At 71.3% G+C, this 24,030-nt stretch carries 19 protein-coding genes; 12 read left to right on the top strand and 7 right to left on the bottom strand.

All coding sequences use genetic code 11. The annotated features are described in order from the left end of the window. Positions 1-100 precede the first annotated feature (100 nt). From WMF43_RS36640 to WMF43_RS36670, 7 genes are all read left to right on the top strand, one after another. Entirely contained in the window at positions 101-796 is a 696-nt protein-coding gene (locus WMF43_RS36640; protein ID WP_437671949.1) for a succinate dehydrogenase cytochrome b subunit, read from the top strand. 20 nt (positions 797-816) lie between these two features. Next, the gene (locus WMF43_RS36645) at positions 817-2,730 is read left to right on the top strand and encodes a fumarate reductase/succinate dehydrogenase flavoprotein subunit (protein WP_437671951.1); all 1,914 of its coding nucleotides are present in this window, start codon (positions 817-819) and stop codon (positions 2,728-2,730) included. Then, on the top strand, positions 2,730-3,503 hold the full coding sequence (locus tag WMF43_RS36650) for a succinate dehydrogenase/fumarate reductase iron-sulfur subunit (protein ID WP_437671953.1): 774 nt from the start codon (positions 2,730-2,732) through the stop codon (positions 3,501-3,503). The genes WMF43_RS36645 and WMF43_RS36650 overlap by 1 nt, the downstream gene beginning before the upstream one ends. 1,211 nt (positions 3,504-4,714) lie before the next feature. Continuing rightward, positions 4,715-5,515 carry a DUF5995 family protein gene (locus WMF43_RS36655; protein WP_437671954.1) on the top strand — a complete coding sequence of 267 codons (801 nt, stop codon included), beginning with the start codon at positions 4,715-4,717 and terminating at the stop codon, positions 5,513-5,515. 48 nt (positions 5,516-5,563) lie between these two features. Further along, a complete protein-coding gene (gene msrP / locus WMF43_RS36660; protein ID WP_437671956.1) occupies positions 5,564-6,586 on the top strand; it encodes a protein-methionine-sulfoxide reductase catalytic subunit MsrP in 1,023 nt (340 codons plus the stop codon). A gap of 98 nt (positions 6,587-6,684) precedes the next feature. Beyond that, positions 6,685-7,350, top strand: coding sequence for a sulfite oxidase heme-binding subunit YedZ (locus tag WMF43_RS36665; RefSeq protein WP_437684160.1), 666 nt, complete (start codon positions 6,685-6,687; stop codon positions 7,348-7,350). Between the two features lie 93 nt (positions 7,351-7,443). Then, complete coding sequence (locus tag WMF43_RS36670) at positions 7,444-8,949, top strand: hypothetical protein (RefSeq protein WP_437671958.1); 1,506 nt, start codon at positions 7,444-7,446, stop codon at positions 8,947-8,949. Between the two features lie 19 nt (positions 8,950-8,968). Here WMF43_RS36670 and WMF43_RS36675 read toward each other — a convergent pair whose 3' ends face one another. Together WMF43_RS36675 and gor are read right to left on the bottom strand one after the other, a co-directional pair. After that, positions 8,969-9,559 carry a DUF420 domain-containing protein gene (locus tag WMF43_RS36675; protein WP_437671960.1) on the bottom strand — a complete coding sequence of 197 codons (591 nt, stop codon included), beginning with the start codon at positions 9,557-9,559 and terminating at the stop codon, positions 8,969-8,971. A gap of 112 nt (positions 9,560-9,671) precedes the next feature. Next, positions 9,672-11,105 carry a glutathione-disulfide reductase gene (gene gor, locus WMF43_RS36680; RefSeq protein ID WP_437671962.1) on the bottom strand — a complete coding sequence of 478 codons (1,434 nt, stop codon included), beginning with the start codon at positions 11,103-11,105 and terminating at the stop codon, positions 9,672-9,674. 83 nt (positions 11,106-11,188) lie between these two features. On the opposite strand from gor, the gene WMF43_RS36685 reads away from it, so the two are divergent. After that, positions 11,189-12,259 carry a lysylphosphatidylglycerol synthase domain-containing protein gene (locus WMF43_RS36685; protein WP_437671963.1) on the top strand — a complete coding sequence of 357 codons (1,071 nt, stop codon included), beginning with the start codon at positions 11,189-11,191 and terminating at the stop codon, positions 12,257-12,259. A 198-nt stretch (positions 12,260-12,457) separates the two neighbouring features. Next, positions 12,458-13,153 (top strand): pirin family protein, encoded by a 696-nt coding sequence (locus tag WMF43_RS36690; protein WP_437684162.1) that lies wholly within the window; start codon positions 12,458-12,460, stop codon positions 13,151-13,153. Between the two features lie 79 nt (positions 13,154-13,232). Here the strand turns inward: WMF43_RS36690 and WMF43_RS36695 are convergent, their stop codons facing one another. Next, positions 13,233-14,132, bottom strand: a complete 900-nt coding sequence (locus WMF43_RS36695) for a hypothetical protein (protein WP_437671964.1) — start codon at positions 14,130-14,132, stop codon at positions 13,233-13,235. A gap of 7 nt (positions 14,133-14,139) precedes the next feature. Here WMF43_RS36695 and WMF43_RS36700 point away from each other — a divergent pair, with 7 nt between their 5' ends. Then, complete coding sequence (locus tag WMF43_RS36700) at positions 14,140-14,424, top strand: hypothetical protein (protein ID WP_437671965.1); 285 nt, start codon at positions 14,140-14,142, stop codon at positions 14,422-14,424. A 60-nt stretch (positions 14,425-14,484) separates the two neighbouring features. Here the strand turns inward: WMF43_RS36700 and WMF43_RS36705 are convergent, their stop codons facing one another. The 4 genes from WMF43_RS36705 to WMF43_RS36720 all read right to left on the bottom strand — a co-directional run bounded on the left by WMF43_RS36705 (position 14,485) and on the right by WMF43_RS36720 (position 20,545). After that, the gene (locus WMF43_RS36705; RefSeq protein WP_437671966.1) at positions 14,485-15,900 is read right to left on the bottom strand and encodes a hypothetical protein; all 1,416 of its coding nucleotides are present in this window, start codon (positions 15,898-15,900) and stop codon (positions 14,485-14,487) included. Continuing rightward, complete coding sequence (locus WMF43_RS36710) at positions 15,897-16,529, bottom strand: FMN-binding negative transcriptional regulator (protein ID WP_437671968.1); 633 nt, start codon at positions 16,527-16,529, stop codon at positions 15,897-15,899. The genes WMF43_RS36705 and WMF43_RS36710 overlap by 4 nt, the downstream gene beginning before the upstream one ends. A 116-nt stretch (positions 16,530-16,645) precedes the next feature. Continuing rightward, entirely contained in the window at positions 16,646-17,389 is a 744-nt protein-coding gene (locus tag WMF43_RS36715; RefSeq protein ID WP_437671970.1) for a hypothetical protein, read from the bottom strand. A gap of 18 nt (positions 17,390-17,407) precedes the next feature. After that, positions 17,408-20,545: a hypothetical protein gene (locus WMF43_RS36720; protein ID WP_437671972.1), complete on the bottom strand. Its 3,138-nt coding sequence runs from the start codon at positions 20,543-20,545 to the stop codon at positions 17,408-17,410. A 103-nt stretch (positions 20,546-20,648) separates the two neighbouring features. Between WMF43_RS36720 and WMF43_RS36725 the strand changes: the two genes are divergently transcribed. Together WMF43_RS36725 and WMF43_RS36730 are read left to right on the top strand one after the other, a co-directional pair. Next, positions 20,649-20,996: a hypothetical protein gene (locus tag WMF43_RS36725; protein ID WP_437671974.1), complete on the top strand. Its 348-nt coding sequence runs from the start codon at positions 20,649-20,651 to the stop codon at positions 20,994-20,996. Between the two features lie 319 nt (positions 20,997-21,315). Then, positions 21,316-23,973 (top strand): MGH1-like glycoside hydrolase domain-containing protein, encoded by a 2,658-nt coding sequence (locus tag WMF43_RS36730; protein WP_437671976.1) that lies wholly within the window; start codon positions 21,316-21,318, stop codon positions 23,971-23,973. Positions 23,974-24,030 lie beyond the last annotated feature (57 nt).

Genomic DNA, 24,030 nt, shown 5'->3' on the forward strand with positions numbered 1-24,030 from the left:
GCCCGGCGATCGCGGGCCGAGACGCCCGCAAATTCTTCGGTGGCGGCGCGCGAGATTCCCTCTGGCGAACGCGAGCACACCCCACTAAAGGAGGGGGGCGATGAGCTCCACTGCTGCCCCATCGACTCTTCCCACCCGGGCCCAGCGCGTCGCACTCTTCTACCGGGACCTCGTCGGCAAGAAGTTCGCGATGGCGCTGAGCGGCGTCGTCTTCTTCGGCTTCGTCATCGGCCACATGGCCGGCAACCTCCAGGTCTTCCTCGGCCGACAGAAGTTCAACGACTACGCCGCCTTCCTCCACGGCACGCCCTCGCTGCTCTGGGGGACGCGGCTCGTGCTCCTCGTCTCGTTGATCGTCCACGTGTACACGGGCATATCGCTCGCGCGGCACAGCCGCGCTGCCCGGCCGGTCCGCTACCAGGTGAAGGGGCAGCGGCACCCGAACGTCGCCGCCCGCACGATGCTGCTGAGCGGCGCCGTCCTCGGCGCCTTCATCGTCTATCACCTGCTCCACCTGACGGTCGGCGCCGTGCACCCCGACTTCGTGCCGCTCGACGCCTACGACAACGTCGTGAAGGGCTTCAGCGTGGCGCCGGTGGCGATTGCTTACGTCGTGGCGATGAGCCTGCTCGCGCTGCACCTCTACCACGGCGCGTGGAGCATGTTCCAGTCGATGGGCCTCACCCACCCGCGCTACACGCCGGCGCTCAGGAAGTTCGCGGCCGCGGCGTCGATCCTGCTCGCCGTCGGCTTCTCCTCCATCCCGCTCGCCGTCCTGTTCGGCATCGTCCGCTGAGCCCGGAGCGTCGTCACACCATGCAGCTCAACGCCAAGATCCCCGACGGTCCCATCGAGAAGAAGTGGGACCAGCACCGCTTCAACCTGAAGCTCGTCAACCCGGCGAACAAGCGGAAGTACACGGTCATCGTCGTCGGGACCGGCCTCGCGGGGGGCGCCGCGAGCGCGACCCTGGCAGAGCTCGGCTACAACGTGAAGAGCTTCTGCTTCCAGGACTCGCCGCGCCGCGCGCACAGCATCGCCGCGCAGGGCGGGATCAACGCCGCGAAGAACTACCAGAACGACGGCGACAGCATCTACCGCCTCTTCTACGACACCGTGAAGGGCGGCGACTACCGCGCGCGCGAGGCCAACGTGTACCGGCTCGCGCAGATCAGCGTGAACATCATCGACCAGTGCGCCGCGCAGGGCGTGCCGTTCGCGCGCGAGTACGGCGGCGTGCTCGCGAACCGCTCCTTCGGCGGGGCGCAGGTGTCGCGGACGTTCTACGCGCGCGGGCAGACCGGGCAGCAGCTCCTGCTCGGCGCCTACCAGGCGCTCGAGCGGCAGATCGGCCTCGGCAAGGTGAAGATGTACCCGCGCACCGAGATGCTCGACCTCGTCGTCGTCGACGGCAAGGCGCGCGGCATCGTCACGCGCAACCTGATCACCGGGGCGATCGAGACGCACCTCGGCGACGCGGTCGTGCTCGCGTCGGGCGGCTACGGGAACGTCTTCTTCCTCTCGACGAACGCGAAGGGCTCGAACGCCACGGCCATCTGGCGGGCGCACAAGCGCGGCGCGCTCTTCGCGAACCCCTGCTTCACGCAGATCCACCCGACGTGCATCCCCGTCTCCGGCGACTACCAGTCGAAGCTGACGCTCATGAGCGAGTCGCTCCGGAACGACGGCCGCATCTGGGTGCCGCTGAACGCGGGCGACACGCGCGCGCCGGAGAGCATCCCGGAGCACGAGCGGGACTACTACCTCGAGCGCCGCTACCCGAGCTTCGGCAACCTCGTCCCGCGCGACGTCGCGTCGCGCGCGGCGAAGGCGGTGTGCGACGAGGGCCGCGGCGTCGGGCCGACCCGGCTCGGCGTGTACCTCGACTTCTCGGACGCCATCCGGCGCCTCGGCAAGGCGGCCATCGCCGAGCGCTACGGCAACCTCTTCGACATGTACGAGCGCATCACCGGCGACGACCCGTACACCGTCCCGATGCGCATCTACCCCGCGATCCACTACACGATGGGCGGGCTCTGGGTCGACTACAACCTGATGAGCACGGTCCCCGGCATGTTCGTGCTCGGCGAGGCGAACTTCTCCGATCACGGCGCGAACCGCCTCGGGGCGAGCGCGCTCATGCAGGGGCTGGCCGACGGCTACTTCATCATCCCCTACACGATCGGCGACTACCTCGCCTCGACGAAGCTCGAGCGGGTCGACGACACACACGCCGCCGTGCGGGACGCGGAGCGCGACGCGCGGGCCCGGCTGACGAAGCTGCTCGGCACGAACGGCTCGCGCACGGTCGACTCGTTCCACCGCGAGCTCGGCAAGATCATGTGGGAGCACTGCGGGATGGCGCGCAACGCGACCGGGCTCAAGGGCGCGCTCGCGCGGATCCCGGAGCTCCGGGAGCAGTTCCACCGCGACGTGCGCCTCTCGGGCTCGGACGTCGGCCTGAACCAGGAGCTCGAGAAGGCGGCGCGCGTCGCCGACTTCTTCGAGCTGGCCGAGCTCATGTGCCGCGACGCGCTCAACCGCGAGGAGTCGTGCGGCGGGCACTTCCGCGAGGAGCACCAGACGCCGGAGGGCGAGGCGAAGCGCGACGACGCGAACTTCACCTACGCCGCCGCCTGGGCGTGGAGGGGCGAAGGCCAGGCCCAGGAGCTCCACAAGGAGCCGCTCCAGTTCAACGAGGTTCACCCCACGCAGCGGAGTTACAAATAATGCGCCTCACGCTCCATGTCTGGCGACAGAAGGGCAAGTACGAAGTCGGCCGGTTCGTGACGTACGAGGTGCCCGACGTCAGCGAGCACATGTCCTTCCTCGAGATGCTCGACGTGCTCAATCAGCGGCTCATCCTGAAGGGCGAGGAGCCGATCGCCTTCGATCACGACTGCCGCGAGGGCATCTGCGGCATGTGCGGCTTCATGATCAACGGCCAGGCGCACGGGCCCCTCCGTGGGACCACCGTGTGTCAGCTGCACATGCGTCACTACAAGGATGGCGACGTGTTGTGGCTCGAGCCGTGGCGCGCGCAGGCGTTCCCGGTGGTGAGCGACCTCGCCGTCGACCGCAGCGCGTTCGATCGCATCGTGGCGGCCGGCGGCTACATCTCGGTGCCGACGGGCAGCGCGCCGGACGCGAACGCGGTCCCGGTGCCGAAGCCGATCGCCGAGCGCTCGATGGACGCGGCGGCGTGCATCGGCTGCGGCGCGTGCGTCGCGTCGTGCCCGAACGCGTCGGCCTCGCTCTTCACCGCGGCGAAGCTCACACACCTGAACCTCCTGCCGCAGGGCCAGCCGGAGCGCGACGAGCGCAGCCTCAAGATGGTGGGGCAGATGCGCGTCGAGAACTTCGGCCACTGCACGAACATCGGCGAGTGCGAGGCGGTCTGCCCGAAGGAGATCCCGCTCGACGTGATCGCGACGATGAACCGCGACTACCTGCGCGCGACGCTGCGCCACCGCGACGTGCAGGCCAAGGGCGGCACCGGCTGAGCCGCGGGCGGGCGCGCCGCCGCCGCCGCCGCCAGCAGGCGCGCCGCGCCGCGCCGCACCGCCGCCGCTGTCCCTCCTCTCCTTCCTCCCCTTCCCAGGCGCTGCCCCTTATCCAGGTGCCGCGGCGCCCCGCCCCGCGCATCCCGTCCCGAACGGCGGCGTCCGTCGCGCCCAGCCGGCAGCGCCGCCGTGCCCACAACCACCACCCTTCCCCGCGCGGCCCACGCGGCGGAAGTGTGCTCCCCGGATGACGCGGGCGATCTTCTCGGATCCATCGCTGGCCGTACGGTGGCCCCTCGCCCGCGCGCAGGCGTGGACCGCACGCGCCTAGGTGCCGCGGCCCCGCGATCCCACGCCGCGCGCTGACAGGCAAGCTGTGCATGCAGCAAAGCATTGATGTGTTCGCCGTGACATCCACGCGGGGCGATCCGAGATCGACCGAGGTTGAGCGCCCGCGTGCTCCTGTCCACCTCCAGGGCCGGGAGGCGCGCCATCTGTGGAGAACACGTCAGGCGTTCCCCGAACGCCGGCTCAGGGACATCCTAGATCCTGAGCGGCGCGCGGAGGCGGCTCGTACAGCGATCAAGGGATAACCACTCGTGATGTTTCAAGAACATCTCGATGCGATTCGCGCCGACACGAGTAGGCAGTTCCCTAATCGAACCAAGCCTGGACACTTCAGTAGCAGCGCAACGAGCGAAGGTGTCGAGACGATCTCCCGCACGGCAAAAAAACATGTCAGGTTCAACGTCCACTTGTTCGAGCTCGCCAGTTGCCATAGGCTTGAAAGCTGTCCGGAACGGGATCACACGTCATAAGACAATTGTGGTGACCCCACACGGTGTCGTAGACTAGGTGGAGCGTTGAGCGCCGCGGCGAGGGGGGGCTCCCGCCGCGAGCGATCCTGGGTTCAAGTCAGATCAGCTCTCTCTGCACGGAGCCGGTTCAAGGGGGGACCGGCAGCAGAGGGGGCCGGGACATTCTCCATAGCGGCCGCTCGCACCGCGGATCGACAGATCCGTTTTGGGTACGGGAACGACGCGCGTCGGGACCGCAGGCCAGATCAGGCTGGGTCGTACGCGCCCGCGCGCTCCGCAGGCCGGCGCCGCTGCCCCGCTCGGGGAGCGCGCGCCCTCGAGGCCGGCGCGGATGTTTGAGCACCAAGCACACCAGATCTCTCTGACGGGTGGAAGAAGCAGGAGGGGACCTTCATGAGCAGCTGCATCGACGGCCTTAACGTGCATCCCAGGAGCGTTCACGATGCTGCCGTCGTCCTCGACACCCTGACGGAGCGGCTCCTCAGGGTGGACGATCCGCGCGCGGCGTTCACCGACGTCTACGGCGTCGTCACCCGCGCTGTCGCGGCGCAGGTCGAGCGGCCCGGCGGCATGTTCCTCGAGCCGGCGTGGATCTCCCGCCTGGCGGGCCGGTTCTGCGAGCGGTACCTCGCGACGCTCGGCGCCTGCGAGCGGGGCGCGGCGCAGGACTGCGGCGCCTGGCGCATCGCGTACGCGAGCGCGTCCTCGCGGTTCGCGCTGCCCGTGCAGAACGCGCTGCTCGGGTTCAGCGCCCACATCAACTACGATCTGGTCTTCGGGATCCACGCGACGATCGTGGAGTTCGGGCACGGCGGCGACGCGAGGATGCTCGCGCGCCTCAAGCACGATCACGATGCGGTCAATATGCTGCTCCGCCGCTCGATCCCCGAGGCGCTCGCGCGGCTCAGCGCGCGGCACCGCTGCGGCGTGAGCTCGTTCTTCCGCGAGACCGCCCCGGAGACCGCGAGTTGGTTCGCCATGGAGCTTCTCTCGCGCTGGCGCGAGCGCGTCTGGGCCGACGTGCTCTCCCTGCTCGCGGCGCGCGGGTCGAGCGAGCGGGAGGCGCTCGCCCGCGGCGTGGAGCAGCGCTCGGCCCGCATCGGGCAGCTGCTCGCGCTGCCCGCGATCCACGTCGCCTCGAGCCCGGCGCGGCGCCTCGCGTCCGTGGTCTCTAGCGTCTCGAGCGCGGCGTGAGCGCGGGCGGGGCCGGGCCGGCGGCCTGCGCCGTCGTACACTACGGGCATGAGCAAGGTCCCCAAGGAACCGCCGGCGGGCGAGATCACCCCGGAAGCGCTGTACCTGCGGCGGCGCGAGCTCCTGAAGAACGCGGCGCTCTTCGCCGGCACGGCCTCGGCCATCGGCGGCGGCCTCGTCTGGCTCACGGGCGGCGCGGCGCGCCGCGCCGGCGGTGAGGCCGCGCCCGGCGGGGAGGCCGCGCCGCTCGCCAGCGCGCCGGCCGAGCTCGCCGCGCCGCCCGCCGGCGCGGGCGGGAGGGGCGCGTTCGTCACCGACGAGGCGCGGACGCCGTACGAGGACGTCATCTCCTACAACAATTTCTACGAGCTCGGCCTGAGCAAGTCCGAGCCGGCCGCGAACGCCGGCCGCCTCCGGCTGCGCCCGTGGACGGTCGCGTGCGAGGGTGAGATCAAGAAGCCCGCGGTGATCGACCTCGACACGCTGCTCGCGTGGTTCCCGCTCGAGGAGCGCGTCTACCGCATGCGCTGCGTCGAGGCGTGGTCGATGGTGATCCCGTGGCTCGGGTTCCCGCTCGCGGCGCTGCTCAAGCGCCTCGAGCCGACGTCGCGCGCCCGGTACGTCCAGTTCACGACGCTGCTCGACCCGAAGCAGCTGCCCGGCCAGCGCAGCGACGTGCTCGACTGGCCCTACGTCGAGGGGCTGCGGATCGACGAGGCGATGCACCCGCTCACGATGCTGGCGGTCGGGCTCTACGGGAAAACGCTGCTCGGCCAGAACGGCGCGCCCATCCGCCTCGTGGTCCCGTGGAAATACGGGTTCAAAGGGTGCAAGTCGATCGTGAACATCAAGCTCACCGAGCAGCAGCCGAAGACGAGCTGGAGCCAGGCCGCTCCGGACGAGTACGGGTTCTATGCGAACGTGAACCCCGCGGTCGATCACCCGCGCTGGAGCCAGGCGACCGAGCGGAGGATCGGCGAGCTAAGGCGGCGCCCGACCTTGCCGTTCAACGGCTACGCGGAGGAGGTCGCCGGGCTTTACAGCGGCATGGATCTCCGGGAGAGCTTCTGAGCATGAGCTCGCCCGCCATCACCGGCTCGCCGGCAGCACCGACGGCGCCGGCGCCGGGCCCCGCGCCGGCGCGCAGGCCGCCGCTCGGCGCCGGGGCGCTGGCGGGCCGCAGGTTGCCCTGGCTCGAGCCCGCCGTCGTCACGGGCGGCCTGATCCCGCTGGCCGTGCTCGCCGCGCGCGCCGCGACGGACGCGCTCGGGCCGAACGCGATCGCCGAGGCGCTCAACCAGCTCGGCCTGCTCGCGCTCGTGCTGCTCGTCGCCTCGCTCGCGGCGACGCCGCTCAAGCTCGCTTCGGGATGGACGTTCCCGATCCGCATCCGCAAGGCGCTCGGGCTGCTCGCCTTCTTCTACGCGTGCGCGCACTTCCTGATGTACGCGGTCCTGGATCAGGGGCTCGACGTCCCCGCCATCGTCGAGGACATCACGGAGCGCCCCTTCATCCTCGCCGGCTTCGTCGCGTTGCTCCTGCTCGTCCCGCTCGCGGCGACGTCGACCGCGCGCATGCTGAAGCGCCTCGGGTTCGCGCGCTGGAAGCGCCTGCACCGCCTCGCGTACGTCGCCGCCGTGCTCGGGGTCGCGCACTTCTTCCTGCGGGTGAAGCAGGACACGACGGAGCCCCTGATCTACGCGGGGCTGCTCGCGCTGCTCTTCGGCGCGCGCGCGGTGGGCGCGCTCGCATCGCGCGTCGCCGGGGCGCGGCGCGCGCGCGGGGCCTCGGCGGCGCGCGCCGCGGCGCCCCGGTCGGATCCGCCGGCGCGCTGACGACCCGGCGCCCGGCGCCCGGCGATACCGCCGCGCTGCAGCATGAGTTCGGTTACGATCGCGCCTCCACCTTGGAGGCGTGAGGACCGCAGCATGAAGCTCTTCACCATCGGGGACAGCATCTCCCAAGGCGTCATGTCGCTCGGCGTGGCGCGCACCCACCTCGCCTACGCGACGTGGATCGCGCGCTCGCTCGGCGTCGACGTGGGCGACGCGCTCTCGAGCCCGGCGTACCGTGTGCCCGACTACCCGGTCCACGGGCTTCTCCTCGACCTCGAGGTGGTGCTCCGCCGCCTCTACCTCGCGTTCGGCTCCAGGATCGACGGCCTCGAGTGGGCCGCCTTCGCCGGCGAGATCAGCCGGGTGCTCGACGAGTCCGAGGACTACTACGAGCGGGGCGAGGGGGCGGGGCCCTACCGCGGGGGGAGCGTGCCCTGGTTCCACAACGTCTCGGTGTACGGCTTCGACGTGGCCGACGCGTGGCTCGTGACCCCCGCGATCTGCAAGCAGCGGATCGCGGCCGCGCCCGGGGCCGGCGACGGGTTCCTCCAGGGGCCGAGCGCGTCGTTCTACCGGACCGCGCTGCGCGTCCTCAACCCGTCGCGCGACGCGCGCTTCGACGGCTACACGCAGCTCGACTGGCTGAGCCACCACGCGCGCGGCGAGGGCGTCGAGAACCTCCTGCTCTGGCTCGGCCCGAACAACGCGGTGGGCTCCGCGATCCTGCTCAGCATCGCGGCGACGGAGGACAGGCCGGACCGCCGGCCGGTCTCGCTCAGCTTCGACGAGCGCACCCGGGCGCAGTGGAACCTCTGGATGCCGGACGACTTCGTCGCCGAGTACGACGAGCTGCTCGACCGGATCGACGCGGTCATGCGCCGCAACGAGAGCCCGGGCTGGCGCGTGTTCGTGGCCAACGTGCCGCACGTGACGATCGCGCCGATCGCCGCGGGCGTCGGGGACCCGCTCCCGGGTGTGCCGCGCTACTTCCCCTATTACACCTACCCCCCGCTCGCGCAGAGCCCCCGCCTCATCGAGGCGGGCGCGCCGCACCTCACCGCGGACGACGCGCGGCGCATCGACACGACGGTCGACGCCTGCAACACGCACATCGCGCGGCTCCTGGAGGAGAGGAACACGCGCCACGGCGAGCGGCGGTACCACCTCGTCGACATCTGCGCGGGCCTCGACCGGATCGCGTACAAGCGCAACGGCGGCGAGCCGCCTTACGAGCTCCCGGCGTACTTCCACGACCACGTCGCGCCGCCGATGGACACCCGCTACTACCACGTCGACCGCGCGGGGCGCCGCAAGGCGGGCGGCATCGTCAGCCTCGACGGGGTGCACCCGAGCGTCATCGGCCAGGGCCTGCTCGCGCACGAGTTCCTCAAGGTGATGAAGGAGGCCGGCGTCCAGGGCGCGGACCCGAACCACCTGCCGTGGCCCAGGATCGTGGCGAGCGACACGCTCTACCAGGATCCCATTCCGCTCATGGAGGAGATCTACGAGCACGAGGCGCTCGCGGCCGCGGCGCTGTCGGCGCACCGCGCCATCTTCGGCGGGTTCCAGGGGCGCCGCGGCAGCATCAAGGACTTCTGAGGCAGGGACGCCGGCGCGCTCAGGGCACCGCGGGCGGGCTGCCGCGCAGCATGAAGTAGATGAGCACCCCCGTGACGGACACGTAGAGCCAGAGGGGGAACGTCACCCGCGCGACCCGGGCGTGCTTCGCGAAGTTCGCCTTGTAGGCGAAGTAGAACGACGTGAGCGCGAGCGGCACGATGCCCGCCGACAGCACGATGTGCGAGATGAGGACGAAGAAGTAGACGGCGCGGATCGGGCCGGTGCCCTGGTAACGCGTGTCCCCGTGGACGAAGTGGTACGCGAGGTAGCCGACGAGGAACAGCGACGAGGCGACGAACGCCGAGACCATCAGGTACTTGTGCACGACGATCGCGCGGCGCTTGATCGCGATCCAGCCGGCGACGAGCAGCGCGGCGGCGGTCGCGTTCAGGGCGGCGTTCAGCGGCGGCATGAAGCGAAGATCGGCGCCGCCGGCGCCGCGCCGGATGATCAGGATGTAGGCGAGGAACGCGAGCGCGGCCGCGGAGAGCACCGCGTTGAAGATGTAGAACGAGCGATCGCTCGTGCGGGTGAGCAGGCCGACGGGCTTCAAGGGGCTCGAGGCGTGGGTCGACATCGCGCGGTCCATACCAGAGGGGCGCGCTCGGCGCGAACACGAGCGGGCGAGCGGCCCGGGCCAACGCTGGCCTCGCCGAGCCCGGCGCCGCGCCGTCTCGGGCGCTGCGGGTAAGCGCTCGCGCCTACGCGGAGCTCGGCGCCCGCCCGATCGCGGGGCTCCGGTCCGCGTTCCGCAGCGGCTCGCGCATGGTCACGAACTCCTCCGCCGCCGTTGGGTGGATGCCGACGGTGGCGTCGAACTGCGCCTTGGTCGCGCCGCACTTCAGCGCCACGGCGAAGCCCTGGATGATCTCGCCGGCGTCCGGGCCGACCATGTGGCAGCCGAGCACCCGGTCGGTGGCGCGGTCGACGACGAGCTTCATCATCGTCTTCTCCTCGCGCCCGGACAGGGTGTGCTTGAGCGGACGGAAGATCGAGAGGTAGACGGCGACGTCGTGGTGCTCGCGCGCCTGCGCCTCGGAGAGGCCGACCGTGCCGACGTTCGGCTGAGAGAAGACGGCGGTCGGGATGCCGGCGTAGTCCATGGGCCGGTGCTCGCCGAGGAAGAGCCGCCGCGACAGCGACATCGCCTCGGCGATGGCGACCGGCGTGAGCTGCACGCGCGCGATCACGTCGCCGATCGCGCAGATCGACGGGACCGACGTGCGGAACGTGTCGTCCACGAGGATGGCGCCGCCGTCGTCGACCTGGACGCCGACCTCCGCGAGGCCGAGCCCCTGCGTGTTCGGCACGCGGCCGGTCGCGTAGAGGATCTGGTCGGCGGGAAGCTCGGTGCCGTCGGCGAGCTCGGCGGAGAGCGCGCCGTCGCGCCGCTCGATCTCCTCGACACACGCGCCCAGGCGGAGGTCGAGGCCCTTCTTCTGGAGCTCGGCGGCGAGGAAGGTCCGGATGTCGTCGTCGAAGCCGCGCAGGAGGTGCATGCCCCGGTGCACCAGCGACACCTTGGCGCCGAGGCCGTGCAGGATGCTGGCGAACTCGACCGCGATGTAGCCGCCGCCGACGATGATCACGCGCCGCGGCAGGTCGTCGAGGTAGAACGCCTCGTCGGAGGAGATCGCGAGCTCGCGGCCGGGGAGCTCGGGGATCCACGGGCGGCTGCCGGTCGCGACGAGGATGTGCTCGGCGGTGACCGCGACGCCGTCGATCTCGACGGTGTGCGGGTCCACGATCTTCGCGCGGCCCCAGCGGACCTCGGCGCCCGAGTTCTTCAGGAGCCGCTCGTAGATGCCGTTGAGCCGCTCGATCTCCTTGTTCTTGTTGCGGAGGAACGTCGGCCACGCGAACGAGGGGCCGCCGTGCCCATCGCCGCCCGCGGCGGCGGCGCCGTGGCCGGGCACCGTCCAGCCGTAGCCACCCGCGTCCTCGAAGTCCTCGGCGAAGTGCGAGGCGTAGACGAGGAGCTTCTTCGGGATGCACCCGACGTTGACGCAGGTGCCGCCGAGGTGGCGCGCCTCGGCGACGGCGACCCGGGCGCCGTACGAAGCGGACATGCGGGCTGCGCGCACGCCGCCGGAGCCGGCGCCGATGACGAACAGATCGTAATCGTACTTGGACATGGGGGACGACTATGCCCCACGACGGGCGCGGTCGCCGCGCCGCGCGCGCGGACCCGGCGCGGGTTTCTGCTAGGGTGCCGCCGTTGCGCTCCTCGCCCCACACCGGACCCCTCGGCGCCGCGCCTGCGCCCGCGCCCGCGCCGGAGCCGCGCGACGGCGCTCTGCCCGAGCGGGGCGCGCCGCGCCCGCGCGACGGCGCTCTGCCCGAGCGGGGCGCGCCGCGCCTCCTCCGCCACGCGCGGCGCGCCCTGCCCTTCGTGCTCGCGGCCGCGCTCGTCGCCTTCACGCTCGGCCGGCTCGACGTCAGCAAATTCCTTGCCGCGCTCGCGCACGTCGACGCCCCGCTCTTCCTCGGGTTCGCCGTCCTCTTCGTCCTGGCGCTGCTCGCCGCCGACACGTTCGCGACCGTGCTCGTCTACCGGCGCGCCGTCGCCCCGGTCGCCTTCCGCGATTTCTTCGTGCTCCGCGGCGCCTCGTACCTCCCGTCGCTGCTCAACCACCACGTCGGCCAGGCGTTCATCACGGTCTTCCTCTCGCGCGTGCACGGCGTGCCGCTCGCGCGCGTGGCGGGCGCGACGCTCGTGGTCTACGCGTCGTGGCTCGGCTGCCTGCTCGCGCTGGGCGCGGTCGCCTTCCCGGCGAACGGCGCGTCGCTCGGCTGGTCGGCGCTGCTCCTCGCGGCCGGCGGGCTCTACCTCGCGCTGCTCGCGCTGCGCCCCGCCCGGCTCGCGCGCGCGCGGCTCCTCGCCCCGCTCTTCGAGGCGGGCGTGCGCGGCCACCTGCTCGCCCTCGCCGCGCGGGTGCCGCACCTCGTCGTCCTGTTCGTCGGCACCTGGCTTCCGTTCTGGTTCTTCGGCGTGCGGATCCCCGTCGGCGCCGCCCTGACGTACATCCCGATCCTGATGGTCGCGGTGACGCTCCCCCTCACCCCGCAGGGCTTCGGCACACGCGACGTGCTCGCCGCCGCGCTGTTCGAGCGCTTCGCCGCCGGCGCGACGCACGAGGAGCGCCTGGCCGCCATCGCCGCCTCGACGACGGCGTGGGCCGTGGCGATCACCCTCGTCGAGGCCGCGCTCGGCCTGGCGCTGCTCCGCGTCGCCCTGCCCGGCGAGGGGAACAAGGACCGCGCGGAGCTCTCCCGGGAAGCGGCCTGACGCAGGGCAGGGCCGCCGTCGCCGCGGCGATCTCACGTCGAGACGGCGGCGCGAGGCGGGCGAGGCGGAACCCGGAAGGCGCCCGGCGAAGGGGGCCGGAGCGAACCATCTCCAAAGCAGATGGGTCCCATGAACTTAATGCCGATTCACAAGATGGGTCGCCGGGCACAAGCTACGGGCATGAACAACACGTCCTCGATGCAGATTCGTCGGTCCGGCGAGCGCGGCTATGCCGATCACGGGTGGCTCCAGTCGTTCCACACGTTCTCGTTCGCCAACTACTACGACCCGGAGCACATGGGGTTCCGCGCGCTGCGGGTCATCAACGACGACCGTGTCGCCCCGGCGCGGGGGTTCGGGAAGCACCCGCACCAGAACATGGAGATCGTCACGTACATGCTCGATGGGGCGATCGAGCACAAGGACAGCATGGGGAACGGGTCGGTGATCCGCCCTGGCGAGGTCCAGCGGATGTCGGCGGGGACCGGCGTGTTCCACAGCGAGTTCAACGCGTCGAAGGCCGATGTCGCGCACCTCCTGCAGATCTGGATCGTGCCGGACAAGAGCGGGTACGAGCCGAGCTACGAGCAGAAGGCGTTCTCCCGCGAGGAGCGGTCGGGTCGGCTGCGCCTCGTGGCGTCGCGGGACGGGCGCGAGGGCTCGGTGACGGTCCACCAGGACGTCAGCGTGCTCGCGGGGCTCTTCGGGCAAGGTGATGAGGCGCGGTACGAGCTCGCGGCAGGGCGGCACGCGTGGGTCCACGTGGCGCGCGGGCGGGTCGAGCTGAACGGGACGGCGCTCGAGGCGGGCGACGCGGCGGCCATCGGCCCGGGAGGAGCGGTCGAGCTGCGCGGCGGCGAGGCGGGCGAGGTGCTGGTGTTCGACCTGGCGTGAAGGGGTGGCGCCTCGACGAGGGGCGCCTCGCGGCGCCGCGGGACAGAGGGCTCACTCTCCGCTCCTCGGAGCGGCGAGATCACGAGCCCTCGACCCGCCGGAGCAGCCCCTCGACCACCACGTCGGGCACCCACCCGCTCCACCCCACCGCGATCACGTCGTCCCCTTCCCTCACCGCGCCTTGCACGCTCGCCGACGTCACCAGGATCGCCTTCGGCCAGCCCGACAGGTGCTCGGCGTACTCCCACCGGTAGAGCATCGCCTCGTGAAAGCCCTGGAGCACGTACCCCGGGTCTTCCGTCAGCTTGATCTCCACCACGGCCGCCGTCCGCTCGCCGCCCTTCTCGACCACCACGGTCGCGTCGGGGCGCATCCTCCCGGTGTGGCCGAAGTAGTGCCGCGCTCCGAGGTCACACGCGCCGGCGTCGAGGTGCGACTGGTTGTAGAAGACGCGCACGCGCGCGCCGTCGTCGCGCGCCAGGGTGGCCACCTCGCGCCGATCCCTGCGCACGAGGCTCCGGTGGAGGGTCCAGCGCCCGCCCTCGGCCTGCTCGAGCCGCGCCCACATCGCCTGGAGCAGCCGCATGACGACGGCGATCTCGAACCGCGCGTGGTCCTTGAGCGGCCGGAGCGCTCCGTCCGCGACGACGGCCGCGATCCGCGCCGGGTCGTCCGCGTCCAGCCCGCGCCCGAGCGCGCGGTGCCACCCGAGGGCGGCCGCGTGGCACGGGTGCCGGCTCCCGTGCGCCGCCTCCTCGTGGCGGGGCCCGGGCCGCTCGCGCGGCACCTCGCGCAGGACCGTCGACGCGAGCAGGTGCCGGAGCTGGCCCTCGCACGCCGCCGCGTCCGTGCCCCATCCGGAGCCGCCCAGCACCTCCGCCTGCCGCAGGTCGACCAGCACGTCCAGCAGGCGCTCGGCGGTCGCGCGCACGAGCACGTTCTCCGGCAGGGCGAAGCTCCTCTGCCGCGCGCGGGTCACTAACCGGGTGCGCTGGCCCGCAGACCAGAAGGCGAGCGTCGGCTCGAGATCGAGCCGCCCCTGGAATCCGCCCTCCCACTCGCGCCGCGACACCTCCGTCTGCGACGGCAGCGAGCGCACGAGCTCGGGCAGGAGGCGAAAGGAGAAGGTCCGGAGCGCCTCCATGCGCGGCGAGAGCGTGCTCGCCGCCCGGAGCAGCGCGAGCTCGTGGGGTCTGCCCGTCAGCCGCTCGAGGAACAACGCGGCGTCCTCGGCGGAGAGCGACGTGCGCGCCGAGTCCGGCAGGAGGTAGCCGGGGAAGTGCTCGCGGAGGAAGGCTTCCCAGGGCGCGCCCGTCATGCGCGCCGGAACGTCAGGTGGGGAAAGAGCTCCTGGTAGCGGCGCGCCAGCGCGGAGGTGGCCTCTGCCGAGGTCCAGCCCGCGAGGCTCGCGAGCAGCAGGTCGAGCGCCTTGGACGCGGGATCCTGCTCGAGGCCCTCGAGCTGGGGCAGGAGGTACATGGCGACGGCCTCCGCCATGCCGTCGCCGGACGCCTGCCGGCGGCGCATGTAGCGCACCATGTCGAAAGGAGCCAGTTGCGACGAATCGAGGATTGGGTGGTGGTTCTCCACACCGTGTCGAGCAGGGCGGGCAACAGCTCGTTGACACGCGCGGTGTCCGCGCGACCGAGCGCGCTCGCGATGACCAGCACCTCGATCAGCCCCGTATACGTCCGGTGCAGGCGCTCGAAGAGCGCGCGGGGCAGCGGGTCGAGCAGGTAAGCTTCGCCGTCCGGCGTGAGCGCGAAGCGCCCGTCGCGCAGCTGTGCGAGGCCGAGGTTCAGGAGCAGGTTGGTGTACCCGCTCCGCGCCGTCGCGCCGGTGACCTCGTATCGTTCCCGAAACAGGGTGGAGAGCTCCTCCTCGGTGAGCGGCTGCTCCCGGAGCTCGTCGAGCAGATCGTCGAGCGTCTGTTTGAAATGCCGGACACCTCCGGGCAGCGACCATAGAGAGTCGCGTCGAGCCTCCGCGGCGGGCGCGCCGCCCTGCACCCCGCTGCGCTCTTCGCTCGAGGCCCCTCCTGACCCATTCGTTCCAGCGTCGAGCAGCCGGTCGGGGTCGAACGGGAGCTTGCCTTTGATGCCTTCCTGCTCGCCGCGCACGAAGAACGGCAGCTTCAGGAGGGCAATGTGCACGAGCCGCGCAAAGCCCTCTCGCGGAGAAGGGAGCACGTCCCCCTCTGGCAGCTTCACCGAGAACGTCTCGGCCCACCACGGCGAAATGAGCGGCAACTCCGACCGGTCCACCGCGGTCTTGATCTGATGTTTCCGGCGCAACGCGGTCTCGACGTCGTGCTCCTTGCGCTTGAACGGGCTGAACGATGTGCCGATCGCGACGCTCTGCCCATCCTGCCCTTCGCGCAGGGCGAGCGCGACCGAGATCCACGATATCTCCTGGTTGGTCAAGGCGATCGCGGCCTTGATCCTGGTGAGGTGTCGATAGGCGTTGGTCGTCTGCCACCAGGCGACCTGGAGCAGCAGATCGACGCTCCCCCCTGGCCAGGAGCACCCGACGAGCACCGCGCGCGGGAGCGGGCCATCGACGGCCTCGTCCAGGCCGAGGAGCCCTCGCGCGGGCCACGGGGGCGAGGCCAACCGATCCACCTGCACGTCGACGGGGGTCCCCACGACCGAGAGCTTCAGCGGCTCCGCGGCGTCGAGGATGGCGCGCACCGCGCGCAGGGCGATCCGGTTTGCGTCGGCCCTTGCCGTCGGGGAGCTCTGCGTCACTGCCCGTTCCTCGACCTCATCAGGCGCGCCATCTCGAGATCGTCGGGCTTCCCGCGCTCCTCGAGCGCGCGGGCGACGCGCGCGTGGTCTGCCGGCGACCGGTTCTGGCTCAGCTTGAACTTGGCCTCGACCCGCTCGATGTCGATTGAAAATCCAACGATTCCCTGGACGAGGCCCTCGAGCACCCCCTCGTCGAGCTTCCCCGTGCTCCACGGCTCCGCGGCCCCGCGCTCGTGGATGGCGGCGAGATCGTCGACGAGCTTCACCAGCTCGTCGCGGCTCATCGGCCCTGCCGCGCGCCCGTGCGCGTGCACCACGGCGTAGTTCCATGTCGGCACCTGCCTCGTGGGCTGCTCGTACCATCGTGGCGAGACATAGCCGTGCGGCCCCGAGAACACGGCGACGACCGGTCTCCCTTCCGTCGCCAGCTTCCAGATGCGGTTCCCCCGCGCCATGTGCACGCGGAGCCGCCCCCACGCCCCCGCGTCGCGATCGATCACGAACGGCAGGTGTGCGATCTCCACCCCCCCGTGCTCCTCCGTCACCATGAGGCAGCCGAAGCTGTATCCCTCCATGATGTCGAGCACCCGTTCACGGTCCGTCTCGACAAACAGCCTGGGCGAGTACATCCCGCGAGCATACACCCCCGCCCCACCCCGGGGAACAACCCACGCGGCGGCCAGCTCGCCGGCGCGCTAGGTCGACACGCCGCGATGCCGCGGTGGTCTCGCCCTCTCTCCGGGCCCTACACCACGGCGCGCAGCTCGAGACCGACGTCGCGCGTGAGCCACCAGCGAATGGCCGCGAACTCCGTGCGGCTCGACGACGCCACCGCGACGGCGAGCGGGGCGCCCGGCAGCCGCTTGGCCACGATCACGGAGTCGCCGGTCTCGACGATCTTGGTGATGTCGCTGGAGAACCAGGCGAGGCGCATCTCGTTCTCGTCCACCATGGCCTGGAAGCGCGGCCAGGCGTCGTCGCGCGGGCCGGCGTGGGCCAGCGTGGCCTTGAAGGGCCTGGGCTGGTAACGGACCCTGACGAACACGGGGAGGCAGAGCCACTCGGAGAGCGCCCCGGAGACGACCTGCGCGTGCGCGGCCGGGATGCGGCCGAAGTCGCCTCCGATCACGGAGTGCATGGCGACGACCCTCGGCTCGCGGCCCTCCGTGTGGTGGAGGAACAGATCGAGATAAGGGTCCTCCTGCGAGACGCCGAAGAGCTCGTACTCCGCAGGGAGCGATCCCTCCGTGCTCTCGTACGCGCCCACGAGGGCGTCCGCGTCGAGGTCGAGCGGATCGACCTTCATCCCTCCGGGCGCGCCGAAATGCTCCAGGAAGCGGCGGTGCGGCGCGCTCGGCGGACGCCCCAGCGCGCGCTCCAGCGCGGCGAGGCTCTCCGGGGAAGCGCCGCGGTGGACATCGATCGTCGGTTCCAGGCTCGTCATGTAGGTGACGGCTCGATCCACGGGGTCGTCGTGCGTCTCGCTCATGGCCTCTGTCTCGCTGGCTCAGAATCCGCGGTTGATGGGCGCCGGCGCCGGATCGGGGTTGGGCAGCACGAACGGGAACGCGTCCGCGCGCGGGTTGCCGCCGAACTCGCAGATCATCCGCCCGATGTAGATCCGGCAGTTGTTGCACGAGGCCTGGAACTGGCCGTCGACCCGGGCGCTCCGCGTGGCGCCCACCCAGATCTCCGCCATCGAGTCGATGGTGAGGCCGAGGTGCAGCGCGTGGCTGAGGAGCTTGGTCGCCGCGCACTCACCGAACGTGTTGCCGATGTTCTGCAGCGGGTTCGTGGGATAGGCGGTCGTGTTGCGTGTGGCGTTGTGGATCGTCGTCGCCGCCGGGGGCGCCGGAGACCAGTAGCCGTTGGGCTGGACGCCTGCCCCTCCGGGGAAAGAGCCCGAGATCGCGCGGAGCCGCACGGGGTTGCCCGCGCTGTCCTGCCCGCGCAGGACACCGAACATCTTGGGCTTCTTCAGTCCGTACGCCGCGGGATTGGGAGGCACGCGGAAGAACTTGACCGGGATGTTCGCGAGCCACGGCCAGCCCTGGTTCCCGATGTGGTTGTTCAAGGTGATGTTGGCGGCGTTGTTCTTCACGGCGTTGCTGCCGACCGCGGCGTTCCACGCGTTCCAGTGGACGGCCACGCAGTCCTGGATCTGGTTGCGCAGCTCCAGCGCGTCGATCGCCGCCTCATTGCCGGCGAAGTCGGGCTCGATCCAGTGATAGACGGTGCCCTGCTGGGCGTTCGAGCAATCCTCGCAGAGGTGCCCGTGGTGGTGCGGCACCGCCGGAAGGGCCGTGGCCACGCCGTTTCCCAGGACGTGGGCGAGGACCGGCGCGCCGTGGGGGCGCTGCCGGGTCGCCTCGTGCGGACAGGCGCCGCCGGCCTGCGCCTGGATCGGGACGCGGACGGCGACCGGCGGCAAGACGGCCGGCGTCCAGCGGATCTGCGAGCACATCGGGACCACGTCCACCTGCGCGGTGGCCCGCACGGTGCGCCCCATGGCCGTGTACGCGACCCGGAAGCTCCCCGTCGCGCGCGTGACGCCCTCCACCTGGATTGCGGCCTGGTTGCCGGGGTTCGCCCCGCCCTGGAACCGGACGATACCCGCGTTGAGCTCGGTCCACGCGTACGTCCCCGCAGCGGGCGCGCCGACCGCCGTGAGGGTGCATGTCGCCGGCGCCACGTTGGGAAAGGGGAGCAGCGTCTGCGGGTTGGGGCCGCCGCCCACGGTCTCCTGGATGAACACGGAGACGACGTGGCAATTCATGGTGGCCGTCGCCGTCACCCCATGAACGGCATAGTGCACCTGCGCCGTGGTGCTGCCGCCGGCGACGCTCTCCAGCGTGATGTTGGCGCTGTTGCCAGGGTTGGCGTGGCCCTGGAAGTCGGCGATGGTGGGATGCGCGATCTGCCAGGTGAACACACCGCCGCCCGGCCTGCCCACCGCCTGGAGAGGCGACGTGTCCGGCGGCTGGCCGCCCTGGTGCGCCAGCACCAGCGGCCCGGCCTGCACGAAGGTCACCTCGACGACGTGGACCAGCGCCGACGCGGAGGCCGTCACGCCCGCGAAGGTGTATTCCACGGTCACGCGCGAGCTCCCCGGCGCCACCGTCTCGAGGGTGGCCTGGGCGGCATTGCCGGGATTGCCGCCCTGGAAATCGAGGTGTGTGCCCCTGTTGGCGATGGTCCAGCGGTAGACACCGCCGCCCGGCGTCCCCTGCGCGTTCAGCAGGAGGGTGTTCGCCCCCGCGCCGGGTGCGTGGCAGAGCACCGCCGCGACCGGCGCCTGCTGCAGCGTGACGTCGACGACGTGGACGTCGACCTCCGCGCTCGCCCGCGCGGTGCCGACCGTGTATCCCACCTGGACACGCGCGGTGCCGGCCGCGACCGGATCCAGGGTGGCGGTCGCGGTGTCGCCGGGCGGCCCACCCTGGAATTGTACGCTGCCCCCGTGCATCAAGACCCAGTCGTAAACGCCGTGCGCGGGGCGGCCGTCGGCGTGGAGCACGACGGACGCCGGCCCGTCCCCGGGGTGCGGCAGGAGGATCGCGGTCTGGGGCGCCTCGCGCAAAGCCACATCGCAGACGTCGATCGTGATGGTGTCGCTGACGGTGCAATTGGCCACCGTGTAGCGGACGTCGACGTGCACCGTGCCCACGTTCGCGGTCGCGACCGTGATCTGATTGGTGTTGCCGGGGTCCGCCCCGCCCTGGAACTGGACGACGCCGGACGCGATGCTCCAGGCGTGGACGCCGCCGCCCGGCGTCCCCACCGCGTCGAGCACGAGCGTGCTCGGCGCCGGGCCGGGCGCATAACGGGTCAACGACGCCGCGGGCGCCTGCGTGATCCGGACCTCGCAGACGTGGACCTGGATCGTGTCGTGGGCCGTGCAGCCGCCGAGCTGGTAGTCCACATCGACGGTCACCGTGCCGGGCTGGACGGTCTCGATGGTGATCTGATGGACGTTGCCGGGGTTGGCGCCGCCCGGGAACCGGGCGGCCGCGCCCGTGATCCGCCAGGCATAGACGCCGTTGCCCGGCGCGCCCTGCGCGTGCAGCGTGAGCGTGTTCGCCGCGGCGGGCGGCGTGTGGCACGGGACCGCGGCGACCGGCGCCTCCTGGATGCGCACGGCGACCACGTCGACGATCGCCGTGTCGGTCGCGGTGATGCCCTGGTAGGCATGCAGGATCTCGACGGTCTCGGTGCCCGCCTGCTGGAGCGCGAGCGTGAGGGTCGCGCCGTGCACGTGCGGCGGGAGCGCGATCGCGCCCTGCGGCGCGACCGGCCTCCAGGTGAGCACCCCTCCGCCGGGCGGGGTCCGATTGACGGCGTGGAGCGTGAGCGTCCCGGCGGCGAGCGCGACGGCGACGCGCGGCGCCTCCTGAATGGCGATGGTCACGACCACCCGCGCCTCCGAACAGCGCTGGACCGGCACCACCGGCGGCGCGGCGCTGAACGCCTCGGCCTCTTGCTCGATGAGCGCCAGGAGCCGCTCGAGATCCGGTTTGGACGGCACCGGCAAGGGCGGCGCGAAGGGCGGGAGATCGGGCTTGGGCCGCGGGACCTTGGGCTCCTGCGCGAACCGCGGCGCGACCTCGGTCGGCTCGGGGAAAGGGCTTCGACGGGACTCGCTCATGACCCTCGATGAGCGCGATGGTATCACAGGGTCGATCCGAGAGGATCGAGAGCGTGCGCCCGCATAGCCTTGCGCTGCGCGGCGTCGCTCTGTACAAGAAACCATGCTCGTGATTCGCGGCGCGCAGATGGAGGCGCTGGGCGGGGAGCTGGAGGCTCGCTTCGAGCGCCGCGTCATCGATAGCGTGAAGCGCCTCTGGCCGGGGGCGTGCGAGGCGCGCGGCGGCGACGCGGAGATCACCACCGCCGTGCGGGCCGCGCTGGAGAAGGGACAGCGCTACGGCCTCGAAGCGGAGCGCGATCTCGTCCGCTTCGTGCATCTCGTCTTCATGCTGGGCGACGCGTTCGACGCGGACGGAGGGCACGATTGGGCGCACGCGGCGCTGTCCGATTCGGCGCTCGCGCCGTCCGCGAAAATCGACGCCTTGTTCGAGCGGCTCGCGCGCGGCTGATGGGCCGCGAATAGCTCATCGGCCTTTCCGTCCCCGCCCCTCTCCGTCACGGAAGAACACAAGGTCCCAGCCGGCTCGACACCCCGGGCACGCCTTGTGTGGCGCGCACCATAACGTCCCAGCGAGCGAGGCCCGAAGGGAGACATGCCGGCGGTGTCCCCAGCTTCAGCTCCCACGCCCCCGCCTCGGCGGATCGCCAGCGCCCCCCGCGCCACGCCGGCGAGCGCGGACCCTCCCGCCGGCGCGCTCCCCCGGCGGGGCCGCCCACCCCCACGTGCCCCTTGCATTTCCCGGTCGATTTGGATCTCCTCTCGCTCCCATGCCCGACCAGCGACGCACGATCGAGCACGACCGCCTGGAGCAGGACGAGCACCGCCAGACGTACTGGAAGCGCTGGGGCCCCTACCTCTCCGAGCGCCAGTGGGGGACCGTGCGCGAGGACTACTCCGCGTACGGCGACTGCTGGAACTACTTCCCTCACGACCACGCCCGGAGCCGCGCTTACCGCTGGGGAGAGGACGGCCTGCTCGGCATCTGCGACACGAAGGCCCGGCTGTGCTTCGCGATCGCCCTCTGGAACCACCGCGACCCCATCCTGAAGGAGCGGCTCTTCGGCCTGACCGGCCCCGAGGGCAACCACGGCGAGGACGTGAAGGAGTGTTACTTCTACGTCGACTCGACCCCGACGCACTCGTACCTGAAGGGCCTCTACAAGTACCCGCAATCCGAGTTCCCCTACGCGTGGATCGTCGAGGAGAACCGCCGCCGCAGCCGGCACCAGCCGGAGTTCGAGCTCGCCGACACCGGCGTCTTCGACCAAGATCGGTACTTCGACGTCCAGGTCGAGTACGCGAAGGCGTCCCCGAACGATATCCTGATCTGCATCACCATCAAGAACCGCGCCGACGTCGCCGCGCCGCTCGACGTGCTGCCGACCCTCTGGTTCCGCAACACCTGGTCCTGGAACCGATCCGGCGAGGGGTACGCCCCGAAGCCGGAGCTCTGGCAGACCGCGCCCGGCGCCGTCTCCGCGGAGCACGAGCAGCTCGGCAAGATGACGCTCTACGCGGAGGGCGAGCCGGAGCTGCTCTTCACCGACAACGAGACCAACGCCGAGCGGCTCTTCGGCGTGGCGTCGCGGTCTCCCTACCGGAAGGACGCCTTCCACGATTACCTCATCCGCGGCGCGCGCGACGCCGTCAATCCCGCGAAGCGCGGCACCAAGGCGGCGGCGCATTACCGCCTCGTCGTGCCCCCGAGCGCCGAGGTGACGCTCCGGCTGCGGCTCGTGGCCGACGCGGAGGCCCCGGCGGCGCCCTTCGGCCCGGACTTCGACGCCACCTTCGCCGCGCGCCTCCGCGAGGCGGACGACTTCCACGACAGCGTCGCGCCGGAGAACACCTCCGCCGAGGAGCGCGCGGTCCTGCGGCAGGCGTACGCCGGGCTGCTCTGGTCGAAGCAGTTCTACCATTATGCCGTCGGTGAGTGGATCGAGGGCGACCCGCCGCTGTTTCCGCCGGAGTCGCGGCGACACGGGCGCAACGCCGAGTGGCGGCACGTCTACAACCGCGATGTGATCTCGATGCCGGACAAGTGGGAATATCCCTGGTACGCGGCGTGGGATCTCGCGTTCCACATGATCCCGTTCGCCCGGATCGATCCGGCGTTCACGAAGGACCAGCTGGTGCTGTTCCTGCGCGAGTGGTACATGCACCCGAACGGGCAGCTGCCTGCGTACGAGTTCGCGTTCGGAGACGTCAATCCGCCGGTGCACGCCTGGGCGGCGTGGCGCGTGTACAAGATCGCGGCGCGCCGCGGCGAGCGCGATCGCGCCTTCCTCGAGCGGGTGTTCCAGAAGCTCTTGCTCAACTTCACCTGGTGGGTCAACCGCAAGGACGAGGACGGCAACAGCCTCTTCTCCGGCGGCTTCCTCGGGCTCGACAACATCGGCGTCTTCGACCGCTCGCGGGCGCTGCCGACGGGCGGCCGGCTGGAGCAGGCCGACGGGACGGCCTGGATGGCGTTCTTCTGCGGCACCATGCTGTCGATGGCGCTGGAGCTCGCGCACGACGACCCGGTGTACGAGGACATGGCGACCAAGTTCTTCGGCCGCTTCATCGCCATCGTGGACGCCATGAACGAGTTCGGCGGCACCGGCCTGTGGGACGAGCAGGACGGCTTCTACTACGATCACCTGAACGTCGACGGCCGGGCCATGCCGCTCCGGACGCGGTCGATGGTCGGCGTGATCCCGCTGTTCGCCGTCGAGGTCCTGGAGGACGACACGTTGAGCCGGCTCCCGGGCTTCCGGAAGCGGATGCTCTGGTTCCTCGAGAACCGCCGCGATCTCGCGCGCCACATCGCGCACCTCGAGGGCCGGCAGGGGCGCCGGCTGCTCGCGGTGCCGTCGCGGGAGCGGCTCGAGCGGGCGCTGCGCTACGTGCTCGACGAGTCGGAGCTCCTCTCGCCGTACGGCGTGCGGTCGCTCAGCCGCCATCACCTGCAGCACCCGTACTCGCTGTGGGCGAACGGGGAGCTCTACACGGTCGCGTACACGCCGGGAGACTCGGATACCGGGCTCTTCGGTGGCAACTCGAACTGGCGCGGCCCCGTATGGTTTCCCCTGAATTTCCTCCTCGTCGAGGCGCTCGAGCGGTATCACCACTTCTACGGGGACACACTCCGCGTGGAGTGCCCCACGGGCTCGGGTCGGTTCATGACGCTCGACGAGGTGGCCGGCGAGCTGTCGCGCCGCCTCGGCGCGCTGTTCCTGCCGCGGGAGGACGGCTCGCGGCCGTGCCACGGGCCGGATCCGCGCTTCGCCTCGGATCCGCACTGGAGGGACCTCGTGCTCTTCAGCGAGTACTTCCACGGCGACGACGGGCGCGGCGTGGGGGCCAGCCATCAAACGGGCTGGACCGCGCTCGCGGCGCGCTTCATCGAGGGCAGCGCGCAGCGGCGCCGGGCGCCCGAATGAGCGCGGCGCGCCCGGCGCGCCCGGCACGCGAAGCGCGAGCGGCTCCGGGGCGGCGGT

It is taken from the genome of Sorangium sp. So ce131 (assembly GCF_051519095.1).
In the GTDB taxonomy this organism is placed as follows: domain Bacteria; phylum Myxococcota_A; class Polyangia; order Polyangiales; family Polyangiaceae; genus Sorangium.